Source organism: Streptomyces niveiscabiei (genome assembly GCF_001419795.1).
Lineage (GTDB): Bacteria > Actinomycetota > Actinomycetes > Streptomycetales > Streptomycetaceae > Streptomyces > Streptomyces niveiscabiei.
Genome location: NZ_LIRL01000302.1, coordinates 1 through 11,023, shown reverse-complemented (window position 1 = coordinate 11,023; position 11,023 = coordinate 1). Strand labels below are relative to the sequence as shown.

Here is an 11,023-nt window from a genome sequence, read left to right as displayed (position 1 = left end):
GTTCAGGGCGATCTACCGCGAACGCACCGGCGCGGACGACACCGAGGCCACCGCCTGGCTGGCCGCGCTCATCGAGTCCGGCGTGTACGTCCAGGCCGTCTGGGCCGTCTCACCTCCCCCCTTCCGGCCCGCGTTCTCCCGCTCCCTCCCCCCACCTGAGGAATCCCATGCCTGACGCACGCCCGGTGACCGGCCCCGCACCGAGGAGCCCTCGATGAGCACGCGAGGCCCCGCCCTCACCCTCGGCGTCGTGGTGGCGCTCGTATCCGGTGTCACCCTCGGCAACGGCGGGGCGAACGTGATGCCCGTCTTCGTCGACGACTTCGCCGCACGCTTCGACCTGTCGGACTCCTCCGCCGGCCTCGTGGCCGCGACCCAGCTCATGGCCACCGCGGTCGTCACCCTGCTGCTGGCCGAACGCGCGGCCCGCCCGAAGCGGGTACGGATGGTCCGCGTCGGCCTGCTCCTCGCCGCGCTCGGCTTCCTCGGGGCGACGGCGGCCTCCGACCCGGTCACCCTCATCCTCGCGAACCTGATGATCGGCGCGGGCCTCGGCGCCGTCTACGCGGCGGCCACCGCCGCGCTCGCCGCCACGGACGACGCCGACAAGGCGTCCGCCGTCACCATCGCCGGCACCGTCTGCGTGACCGCGCTGCTGATCGTCGCCGTGCCCCTGGCCAACCACGACCTGGGGGAGGGGGCCGGCTTCCTGCTCATGGCGCTGTGCTGCGCCGCCGCCTGGCCGCTGGTGCGCCACCTACCTGACGGACCCGCGGAGCCGGCCACCCAGGACGCCTCCGCAGCGCCGGCCGGCCGCCCGGCGCTGCTCCTGCTCGGGGGCACCGCGCTCCTGTGGGCCGTCACCCAGGGCGCCTGGTCCTACGCCTCGGTGCTGGGCCGCGAGCACACCGGCCTGTCGCACTCGGCGGTCTCCGCCGTCCTCGCCGTCTCCAGCGTGGTGGCGCTGGGCGGCGCGGTGATCGGGCCCGCCGCGGCCCACCGCTTCGGGCGGATGCGGTCGATGGCCGCCTTCGTCGTCACCCAGGCCGCCGCCATGGCCGTCCTGATCGTCACCCACGACGGCCTGCTCTTCGTCGTCGCGGCGGTCCTGTGGCAGACCTGCCAGCTCGCCGTCCTGGTGCAGACCCTCGCCGCCGCGGCCCTCATCGACCCGACCGGGCGTCTGGTGGCCTCCCTCAGCGGCGCGGGAGCCCTGGGCACCGGCATCGGTCCCCTCGCCGTCGGCGCCGTCCTCGACGGGGCGGGCGCCGGAGTCCTGGGCGTCCTCCTCGCGGCCGGCACCTTCGCCGCCTCCCTCCCGCTGCTGCGGATGACCGTCGCGAGCACGGAGGCGGCCGGGGAACAACGGCAAGCCGTGGACAGCCCCTCCTGACCGACAGGCGCACAGGTAGGGCCCCTCGCCTCTCCAGGCAAGGGGCCCTGTACGGCCGTCCCGGCGCTCAGCCCGCCGTCATGTCCACGAGCGGCAGGCTCCCCCCGGCCAGGCCGATCGTCGCGGAGACGAGGGCCCGCAGCACAGTGTCCTCTGCGGTGTCGTCCGGTACGACCAGGCGCTGGAGGATCAGCCCGTCGAAACCGGTGAGGAAGAACCGCGCGATCGTCTCCGCCGGCTGGGCCAGCTCCCGCCCCGTGCGCTCCGCCGCCTCGGCCACCAGCTTCGCCGTCACCGCGATCGTTCCGCGGTAGTGGCTGTCCACGGCCTCGTGCAGGTGCGGTGTGCGCAGCGCGACCATGGTCAGCTCGGTGAGCAGCTGATGACTGGCCGGCTGTTCGCGCAGCGTCCGCCACAGGGCGCCCGCGAGCGTGGCCAGCGTCTCCTCGAAGCCGCTCCCCTCGGGCACCGCCCCCTCGACCTGCGCGATCAGGTCGGACGTCAACTGCTCCATCACCGCGCGGTACAGCTCCTCCTTCGTCCCGAAGGTGTAATGCACCGTCGCCTGCGCCACACCCAACTCGGCGGCAATCGCCCGCGTGCTTCCGGCGGCCACGCCCTCCCTGGTCATCAGGTCGATGGCGGCCTTGATCAACTGAGGGCGGCGCTCCGCCGCGGTCACATGAGCCATGCGAACATTGTAGCGACTCAGTCTCGTGAGCGAGTCGATCGATCAAGTCGTTTCCGGCGATGGAGGACAGCCGGACGGTCCCAGGAATGACGATTTGTCGATGGGGTGCCCGCCCTCCAGGAGCCGTCGTGGTGAGGATCAGGCCGGAGACCCGCATCTAGCTGAAGGGCATATCGACGCCGGGGCGGGGGTCGGTGCGCTGACGGTGCCGACGCCGGTTACAGGGCCTTGCGGGTGCCCCGGACCCGCAGTACGCGTCCGCGAGGACGGCAGTAAGGACTGCGAGGACGAGGGCGCCGCCGACCTGGCTGGAGGTCTGGACGACGCCGGAGGCGAGGCCCTGTTCGGAGTCGTCGATGCCTTCCGTGGCCTGGGCCATGATCGCGCCGTATCCGAAGGCGAAGCCGCCGCCGAGGAGGACCAGGGAGGGGAACATGCCGGTCGCGTAGGTGGGGTAGGCGCCTGCCGAGATCAGGAACCAGACGTAGCCGCACGCCGCGCGGACCTGCTGCGCGGGACGCGGCCACGTGATCCTCAACAGCATCGCCCCGGCCGCCTACCGCGAGGGCCGCGAGCGGGCCGTACCGCCGGACGCGACCGGGCCCGTGGTCGGCTCGCTGGCCAAGTTCCGCGGCAAGAAGGCCGCCGGTACGCTCCTCGCGGCCTTCCGGCTGTTGCTGAGGGACGTTCCCTCGCCGGGGAGATCGGCGCAGACCAGCCGGGCCCGAGATCCGTACGGCGATCGCCGCACTGGACCTCACCGAACGGGTCACGCTGACCGGCAAGGCCGCCCGCCGGGACGCCCTGCGCCACATCCGCGGCATGGACCTCTTCGTCCACGACGGCTGCCCCAACGCCGTACTGGAGACGATGGCCGCCGGCACCCCCCTCGTGGCGAACACCGTCGGCGCCGTCCCCGAGATGATCGCCGACGGCCGCGAAGGCCTGCTGGTGTCACCGGCCGGTTCCCCGCCGGCCCTGCGCGACGCGATGCTGAAGACCCTCCACGAGCCCGACGCCGCGTCGGCCCGCGCCGAACGGGCCCGGGAGGCGGTACGGACCCGGTTCGCCCCCGAGCGGGAGGTGCGGGAACTGACGGCGGTGTACGAGGCGTGCCGCCCGCCCCTGACGCTCCCCGCATGGCGCGGCGCCCCGTCGGGTACGGCGCCGACGGGCCGGTGACCGTCGTGCGCACCCCGGAGGAGCTGTGGCAGACCCTCGCCGGCGACCGGTCCAAGTCGTCCTCGTCGAGGGCACGTTGCGGCTGCGGGGACAGGTCGACGTCGGCGCCAACACGACCGTCGCCGGCATCGGCCCGGACGCTCGCCTGACAGGCGGCGGGCTGCACATCCGGGGCCGCGAGAACGTGCTCGCCGCGACCTCATCGGACTCGCCGCCGGCACCGACCCGGTCACCGCCCAGGCGTCGCGGCTGGTGTGGATCGACCACCACGAGTTCTTCAGCGACCGCGACCACGGCAAGGACTTCTACAACGGCCTGGTCGCTGTCACCAGCCGCCACAGCCCCGAGAACGGCGCCGCGACCCTCCGGAACAACGCCCTGGCTCGAACGGGCGACCGGTGGCGAGCGATTTCTGCGTTCCCGATGGAACAGAGGGTCAAGGAGGCGTGAAGGCTGAGGGGATTTTCCCGGTTCGGTAGGGGGTGGTGGTATCGATTCTTGTGATGGATCCGGGCTTCGGGGGGAGAACCGTCATGGCACTCGTCGTCAGTTTCACGGGCCGAGTTCCGTTCACCGCGCAGGGCTCGGGGTCCTGGCTTCAGGTGTGGTCGTACACGATTCAGGCGGGGCCGGCGGAGTTGTTGCCGGGGCAGCGGGTCGCGCTGGCGTTGCCTGCGGATGCGGATGTGCGTGATCCGGCGCTGTTCTCCGGAGTTCCGGCGTTGGCCGGCATGTTTCTGGAGACCGGTGACGGGGCGGGGCGCCAGTATGTGGGGCGTGTGGTGAGCGGGACCGGCGTCCAGACTGTCTCGTTCGTGGCCCCGCAGGCGCAGCAGAACCGGGAACTGCTGCTCGTGACGCAGTCGCAGCCGGGCCGGCCCTGGTCGGTGAAGCCGTTCGCGACGAGCCCTTCGGGGCCGAGCGACAACGTGGGCGTACTCCCGGCTCCTGCCCCGGCGCCGGGTCCCGGTCCGGGCCGCCCGGTCGGCGACTTCGCGGGCACGGTCCCGTACGCGAGTGAGCTGTTCGGCGTCTACCAGCCCCTGCCGGGCTGGCTCGGCCACGCCTCGACCGCGCGGGCCGCCGCCGCACTCGACGTACGGCTGCCGGAGGGAGCGCCGGACGGCCCGGGGCGGGGCACGCTCGGTGAGGGCGTCCTGGCCCCGCTGGCCCCGCTCGCGGTGTGGGGCAACCGGCCGCCGACGGACGGCATCCTCTCGCCGGTCGGCCTGGTCAACCTCTTCCGGGAGTACTTCTTCGAGTTCGACACCTTCCTCGGCCCGCCGGTCGGCCACCTGTGGCTGAGCCCGGGCGGCACCGTCGAGGTCGTGGAGACCTCCACCCGGCGCACCCTGGTCGAGCGGACCGCCGAGCAGTCCGAGACGTCCACCCGCAAGACCGAGGAGGCGCTGACCGAACAGACCGACCTCGCCGACGCGGTCAAGGAGTCCAACGCCAACGAGACCTCGCTCGGAGTGACCTCGAACGCGAGCGCCAACTACGTCGGCATCGTGCACGCCGACGTCAGCGCCAGCTACAGCACGAAGAACACCACGAACAAATCCTCCGAGGTCAGCCACAAGCACTCCCGCACCCAGAGCTCCAAGGCCAGCAGCGAGATCACCCGGAACTTCAAGACCACCTTCAAGACGGTCACCGAGACCACCGACACGTCGAGCCGCCGGTACGTGGTGCAGAACACCACCGACAAGCTCGTCAACTACGAACTGCGCCGCAAGATGCGCAAGGTCGGGGTCCAGCTCCAGCACATCGGCACCCAGCTGAGCTGGCAGGTGTTCGTCGCCGACCCGGGCCGCGCCCTGGGCCTGGGCGAACTCGTCCACGTGGTGCCCGCCCCGGACCTGACCGCGCTCAAGCAGCCGGTCAAACCCCCGCCCCTGGCCCAGGCGCGCGTCACGTACTCGGACAACTACCCGATCCAGAAGACCGCCGACAGCGACAACGCCCCGCACCAGGACGCCGACTGGGTGAAGCAGGACGGCTGGGACCGGCTCTGGCGGGGCGAGGAGGACGAGTACATTGTCGCCCACTTCGAGTACTCCGCGCCGCCGCCGGGACCGGGCTGGAAACTCAGCACCGCGCCCGGCAACGAGATCCGCAAGGTCTCCGCGACGACCAGCAGCGGCCAGGTCGCCAAGTTCCTCGCCACCTACGAGGTCCTGGACGCCACGTCCGGCCGGTTCCGCGTCAACTGCACCAACGTGCACTTCGGGGGCGGCCCCTACATCGCGTTCACCCTCGCCCTCGTCTGGGAGCCGCCGCCCCCGGAGCAGGACCCCGCCCAGCGGCAGTACCTCGCCGAGCTCGCCGTGTATGAGCACGAGGTGGCCAAGGTGCAGCGCGCCGCGTACGCGCAGGCGGTGCACGACCGGCTCGACCTGATCACCAAGGTCAGGCAGCGGGACTCCGAGGACCTCCGCAAGGAGGAGCGGCACAGCGTCTTCGCCGACCTGATCGGCCAACTCGACCTGTTCCAGGGCCAGGACGAGAAACGGCACCTGTCGGCCGAGCTGATCCGCGGCATGTTCGACGTCGACCAGATGCTGTACTTCGTCGAACCGGACTACTGGCGCCCGGCGCCCACCACGGGCGCGGGGGAGCAGACACCGGTACGGCCGGGCCCCGACGCGGTGGGCCGCTACCCCGTACCGCCGCACGACTGGGACGCCACCTCCGGCGATCCCGTCGCCGGCGCCACGGTCACCAGCCGCTTCAGCCACACCGGCGCGGTCAACCCGCCACGCGCCACCACCTCCACGCCACCCGGCCAGCTGGAACACCGGGTCGACTACCTCATCACCGAGAACACCCCGCCCGCCCCCACCGGCAGCTCCCTGGGCTGGCTGATCCAGGCCGACGGCGACGAACGGCGCAACGAGTTCCTCAACGCCTCCTGGGTCAAAGCCGTCCTGCCGGTCCGCCCCGGCCACGAACTCGACGCCCTGGGCTGGCTGTCCAGCGCCCACGTCGAAGGCGACGCGGCCCTCGACAAGGAGTACGCCTGGCAGACCGGCGACCCCGCCGACTGGCAGGGCAAGTCGATCGGCTGGGTCCTCCAGGCGCTCGCCGCCGAACTCCAGGCCCGCAACACCGACATCACCCGCACCCTCGCCGCCGAGCGGGTCTTCGAGACCGGCTTCGACCCCCTGGACGGCGGCTTCCGGCCCGCCGACCCCTACCAGATCTTCGACCAGTGGACCGAGGTCCTGCCCACGGACCAGGTGGTGGCCGTCGAGGTCACGTACGACCCCCGGACGGGGCGCCAGCTGTGACGGCCGGGGCCCGGTGACGCCGTGCGGCTGACCGTCGTCAACGCCCGTCCCGCCGTACCGCTGTGGACGCACTTCCTGCTGAAGAAGTGGACGGCCACCGTCGAGACCCGCGCCCAGGGCGCCGGTGCCGGGCGGCCCGTGCCGGTGCCCGTGGGGCCCTCGGGGTTCACGGCCGACCTCGCGCCCGGCACCGCCTGGCTGCGCCTGGTGATCGACGCGAGCGTCGACGTGGACCGCACGACCTACCCGATGCTCCGCATCCAGCAGGAGTTCACGGTCACGCCCGACGGCGGGCTCGTACCGCTCGGCTGGCGCAAGGGCCCCGCGTACGACCCGCTCGGCCGCCCGAAGGGGATTCCCGCGCTCCACCCGCTGCTGAAGGTCACCGGCACCACCGTCGGCCTGGACGTGCGGTTCGTCGACATCACCGACCTCTACAACGCCCTGCACGGCCGCTCCGCCTGGGCGCAGGTCATGAACCTCCTGCGCGGCACCGACCGCACGATCCGGGCCCTGGCGAGCCTGGGCGGCCACCCGCTGGTCTGGTACGCGGTCCTGCCCGCCAGCACCTACCGCCTGCCCCGGATCAAACCGGCCGTCATGATCATGCCCGCCGACTACGGCGCGATCTATTACGACAACAGCCTGACCGGGCTGCGGTCCTCGCTGCACGGCGTCTCCGTCGTCACCCCGGACAACAACCTCCAGTCGGGCCTGGAGATCCTGGCCAGGCTGCTGACCGAGCCGCTCACGGACGACCGGTACGAGAAACTCCTCGCCCCCTACATCGACGTGCGCAAGACGTTCCGCGGCGACCCGGCCGCGCTGCCCGGCCCCCTGCACCACTTCCGGGGCGTGCTGTCCTACCTCCCCGACAAGGATCCGGTACCCCAGTACTGGGACGTCCCGCTCGGCTTCGAGCGGGCCATCCACGACGAGCAGTACGTCCTGCTGGTGCCGCTGATGAACGGCGGCGACGGCGGCGTCCTCCTCCAGCGCGGGCTCGCCGACCTGACCGACGGCGCCGTCCGGACCGTCTACACCCACGGCACGGCCCTGGACGCCGACACCCTCGCCGTCGACAAGCCGGTGCTGATGGCCTACAGCCAGTCCGGCGGCAACGCCTTCACCAGCGCCGGCAACAACCTCAAGGACACCGGCGGCCTCGTCCTCTTCGAGACCGTCTACACCAACGAACCCCCGCGCGACGCCCCCAACAGCCGACTCCTGCTGGGCAAGGACGTCATCCCCAAGCTCCTCAAGGAGAACGTCAAGGTCGTCGTCATCGGCCGCTGGCGCGAGCGCCCCCGCTCCTACCTGCCCGACGGCAAACTCCTGCCGGGCATCACCGTCCTCCCCGACGCCGCGAACTACCACCTGCTCGACTATCCCCTGCCCGCCGACGGCCGACTGGCCTCGGCGCACCCCGTCGTCGCGCTCCGCTACTCACGCCTCGTGGACGGCAAGCACGACAAGGCCCTGGACCTGATCCTCGGATCGGACGACCCCGCCCACGTCGACCCAGCCACGGCCCAGAACGAAGCGGCCGTCGAGGCGTCGATCGCCGCGTACCGGAAGGCGGGCCTCAGCGACGAGGCCATCGTGCGCCGGGTGTTCTCGATGGAGTACCTGCCGGACCGAAGGGGCGCCTACTACCCGCACAACCTCATCCTCGCGGGCGGCCAGCACCTGGACCCGGGGACGAAGACGTACCGGGGGTTCATCCAGGAGGCGCTGAGCGTGTTCGGACACTGACCCCGCGGACGCCGCCGGCCTCGCGCGGGGGAGGCCGACGGCACGGTCGGTGCCTTACAGGTGCGGGAGCACGAAGTCGTACCCGGCGACGTTGTGGGCGGCGCCCGCCGGGCAGGTGCCGTTGGTGGGGTAGCCGTAGTAGTAGAGCCCGTAGCACTTGGGGCAGAAGCGCCAGTTGCGCTGCGAGGCCGGGGTCTCGGGGATGTCGTGCGGGAGCACGAAGTCGTACCCGGCCGCCGCGTGCGCCGCGCCGGCGGGGCAGCGGCCGTTGTCCGGGTAGCCCCAGAAGAACATGCCGTAACACTTCGTGCAGAAGCGCCAGTTGTGCTGGGCGGTGGGGGTCTCCGGGATGCTGTGCGGGATGTTGAAGTTGTAGCCGGCCGAGTCGTGGCCGCCACCGGCCGGGCAGGCGCCGTCGGTGGGGTAGCCGCGGAAGAACAGGCCGTAGCACTTCGTGCAGAACCGCCAGTCGGCCTGGTTCGCGCGGACCGCCGCGTGCGCGGAGGGGGCGGTCGCCGCGGTCGCCGCGGCGGCGCCGATGCCGACCGCCGCGAGGCCGAGTACCCGGCCGAGCACGGTCCGGCGGGCCGGACGGGAATGCTGCTGCGGTGCGTCGTCGCGTCTTGCCGGTAAGCCCATGGGTGCACCCCTTCGTAAGGGCCTTCTGGTGGAGCCCGAGTGGGCGTTCGGTGCGACCAGTATTCGACCCATCACTTTGGGTGGTCAACGGGTGTGCCCTGTCCTACGGGGTCCGTTCCGCGCGCAACGCGCGGGGCGTGACGCCGAGTTGGCGGCGCATCGTGCGCGTCAGGTGGCTCTGGTCGGTGAAGCCGCAGGCGAGGGCGATCTCGGCGATGGGGGAGGCGGTGGTGAGGAGCGCGATGCGGGCCCGTTCCAGGCGTTGCCGCAGGACGTACTGGTGCGGGGAGTGCCCCGTGGAGGCGCGGAAGGTGCGCGAGAAGTGGGAGGAGCTGACGCCCGCGATCCGCGCGAGGGTGTCCAGGCTCAGGGGCTCGGCGAGGTTGGCGTGGATGTAGTCGGTGACCTGGGCGAGCCGGCGCGGCGCGAGCCCCGACCCGGCGGGCCTGGCCGCGTTGCCGTGGGCGGAGGCGACCTTGATGACGTGCGCGGCGATCGCCTGGACCAGGGACTGCGCGTACAGCCCGTCGGCCGGGCCGCTCTGCTCGTACTCCAGGACCAGGCGCTCCACCATCATCGCGAGGAACGCGTCGCTGAGGTGGTACGCGGGCGTGATCTCCAGGGTGCCGCGCAGCCCGCCTTCGTCGGCGAGCTTCTCCAGCCAGGCGGGGTCGAGGGAGACGAGCATCAGCTCGGCGTCCTCCTGCCAGCGGGGGCGCGCGGCCCAGCCCGCCGGGTTGACCAGGGACTGGCCCCAGTGGAAGCGCTCACGGCGCGCGAAGCCGTCGGCGGACCAGTCGAGGCGCGTCGAGGTGCCCGCGTGCACGACGAGGACGTGGCTGTCCGGCCCCGCGGACGGCTGGCCGGCGGGGTGTTTCCCGGCCGCGAGTTCCACGTCCCGCTCCACGACCGCGTGCGCGAGGCCCGTGCCGCTGCCGGAGAGGTGCACGAGATGGGGCTTGATCAACGAACGCGACACGCTCCCATTCTGGCCGCAGGGGCGGCTTGATCGCACACCCCGTCCATAGCGTGATGCGTTTGTCCAAAGACCGCAGGATCGTGCAAGAGGCGACGGGAGCCGCCGGGCGATGGTGATCGTGCACGTCGAACCGACACCATCACGAAGGCGGAATCCCCATGAGCGTCAACCACTCCCTCTCCGGCCGGACCGTCCTGGTCGGCGCGGGCGCCAAGAACCTCGGCGGCCTCATCAGCACCACCGTCGCGGCCCAGGGCGCGAACGTCGTCGTCCACTACCACTCCGACGCGACCGAGCCCGACGCCCGCCGGACCCTGAAGGCGATCGAGGCGGCCGGGGGCAAGGGGCTGCTCGTCCAGGGAGACCTGTCCCAAGTGGCCGACGTCGAAAGGCTGTTCACGACGGCCAAGGACCACTTCGGCGGGATCGACATCGCGGTCAACACCGCCGGCATGGTCCTGCGCAAGCCCATCGTGGACACCACGGAGGAGGAGTACGACCGGATGTTCGCCGTCAACTCCAAGGCCGCGTACTTCTTCCTCCGCGAGGCCGGACGCCACCTGAACGACGGCGGCAGGATCATCACCGTCCTGACCTCGCTGCTGGCGGCCTTCACCGACGGCTACTCCACGTACGCCGGCGCCAAGGCCCCCGTCGAACACTTCACCCGCGCCGCCGCGAAGGAGTTCGCCGCCCGCGGTATCACCGTCAACAACGTCGCCCCCGGCCCCATGGACACCCCCTTCTTCTACGCCCAGGAAACCCCCGAACGCGTCGCCTTCCTCCAGTCCCAGGGCCTGGGCGGACGCCTCACCGAGACCGAGGACATCGTGCCCCTCGTCGTGTTCCTCGCCACGGACGGCGGCTGGATCAACGGCCAGACCATCTTCGCGAACGGAGGATTCACCACACGCTGAACGGGCCTGCGGCTCGGACTCTTCGGTGAGGTCGATGCGCGGACAGACAGTCCGGAGGGCGGAAACGTGAGTCGGCCGGGCTGGGGTCTTTGACGGCGGTGTTCTGGCCGATGCCCTCGGAGGTTGTGGAGTTGGGTACGGTCGAGGTGTGAGGGGGTGGCTCTGCGGGATGGG

The 11,023-nt window shown here is 71.7% G+C and carries 10 protein-coding genes; 6 read left to right on the top strand and 4 right to left on the bottom strand.

What is annotated here, in order from left to right:
* Positions 1–214 precede the first annotated feature (214 nt).
* On the top strand, positions 215–1,393 hold the full coding sequence (locus tag AOK24_RS15850) for an MFS transporter (protein WP_055720724.1): 1,179 nt from the start codon (positions 215–217) through the stop codon (positions 1,391–1,393).
* A 67-nt stretch (positions 1,394–1,460) separates the two neighbouring features.
* Here AOK24_RS15850 and AOK24_RS15845 read toward each other — a convergent pair whose 3' ends face one another.
* Together AOK24_RS15845 and AOK24_RS49675 are read right to left on the bottom strand one after the other, a co-directional pair.
* Positions 1,461–2,084 (bottom strand): TetR/AcrR family transcriptional regulator, encoded by a 624-nt coding sequence (locus AOK24_RS15845; protein WP_055720723.1) that lies wholly within the window; start codon positions 2,082–2,084, stop codon positions 1,461–1,463.
* Positions 2,085–2,241: 157 nt separating this feature from the next.
* Positions 2,242–2,628 carry an MFS transporter gene (locus AOK24_RS49675; RefSeq protein ID WP_055720722.1) on the bottom strand — a complete coding sequence of 129 codons (387 nt, stop codon included), beginning with the start codon at positions 2,626–2,628 and terminating at the stop codon, positions 2,242–2,244.
* A gap of 185 nt (positions 2,629–2,813) precedes the next feature.
* Here AOK24_RS49675 and AOK24_RS15835 point away from each other — a divergent pair, with 185 nt between their 5' ends.
* The 4 genes from AOK24_RS15835 (at position 2,814) to AOK24_RS15820 (ending at position 8,314) form a co-directional block, all read left to right on the top strand.
* Positions 2,814–3,266, top strand: a complete 453-nt coding sequence (locus AOK24_RS15835) for a glycosyltransferase family 4 protein (RefSeq protein ID WP_079056831.1) — start codon at positions 2,814–2,816, stop codon at positions 3,264–3,266.
* A gap of 252 nt (positions 3,267–3,518) precedes the next feature.
* Positions 3,519–3,716, top strand: a complete 198-nt coding sequence (locus AOK24_RS15830; protein WP_055720720.1) for a hypothetical protein — start codon at positions 3,519–3,521, stop codon at positions 3,714–3,716.
* Positions 3,717–3,799: 83 nt separating this feature from the next.
* Positions 3,800–6,559, top strand: a complete 2,760-nt coding sequence (locus AOK24_RS15825) for a hypothetical protein (protein WP_107103967.1) — start codon at positions 3,800–3,802, stop codon at positions 6,557–6,559.
* Between the two features lie 21 nt (positions 6,560–6,580).
* A complete protein-coding gene (locus AOK24_RS15820; protein ID WP_055720719.1) occupies positions 6,581–8,314 on the top strand; it encodes a hypothetical protein in 1,734 nt (577 codons plus the stop codon).
* Between the two features lie 54 nt (positions 8,315–8,368).
* Here AOK24_RS15820 and AOK24_RS15815 read toward each other — a convergent pair whose 3' ends face one another.
* Both AOK24_RS15815 and AOK24_RS15810 read right to left on the bottom strand, forming a co-directional pair.
* On the bottom strand, positions 8,369–8,953 hold the full coding sequence (locus tag AOK24_RS15815) for a hypothetical protein (RefSeq protein ID WP_055720718.1): 585 nt from the start codon (positions 8,951–8,953) through the stop codon (positions 8,369–8,371).
* Between the two features lie 103 nt (positions 8,954–9,056).
* Positions 9,057–9,932, bottom strand: a complete 876-nt coding sequence (locus AOK24_RS15810) for a helix-turn-helix domain-containing protein (protein WP_055720717.1) — start codon at positions 9,930–9,932, stop codon at positions 9,057–9,059.
* A gap of 158 nt (positions 9,933–10,090) precedes the next feature.
* Between AOK24_RS15810 and AOK24_RS15805 the strand changes: the two genes are divergently transcribed.
* A complete protein-coding gene (locus AOK24_RS15805) occupies positions 10,091–10,849 on the top strand; it encodes an SDR family oxidoreductase (RefSeq protein ID WP_055720716.1) in 759 nt (252 codons plus the stop codon).
* Positions 10,850–11,023 lie beyond the last annotated feature (174 nt).

Bases quoted from the DNA above. Each gene is read 5' to 3' on its own strand.
- AOK24_RS15825 (WP_107103967.1), top strand. From the start codon at position 3,800: ATGGCACTCGTCGTCAGTTTCACGGGCCGAGTTCCGTTCACCGCGCAG.
- AOK24_RS15805 (WP_055720716.1), top strand. From the start codon at position 10,091: ATGAGCGTCAACCACTCCCTCTCCGGCCGGACCGTCCTGGTCGGCGCG.
- AOK24_RS15815 (WP_055720718.1), bottom strand. From the start codon at position 8,953: ATGGGCTTACCGGCAAGACGCGACGACGCACCGCAGCAGCATTCCCGT.
- AOK24_RS49675 (WP_055720722.1), bottom strand. From the start codon at position 2,628: ATGCTGTTGAGGATCACGTGGCCGCGTCCCGCGCAGCAGGTCCGCGCG.
- AOK24_RS15845 (WP_055720723.1), bottom strand. From the start codon at position 2,084: ATGGCTCATGTGACCGCGGCGGAGCGCCGCCCTCAGTTGATCAAGGCC.
- AOK24_RS15850 (WP_055720724.1), top strand. From the start codon at position 215: ATGAGCACGCGAGGCCCCGCCCTCACCCTCGGCGTCGTGGTGGCGCTC.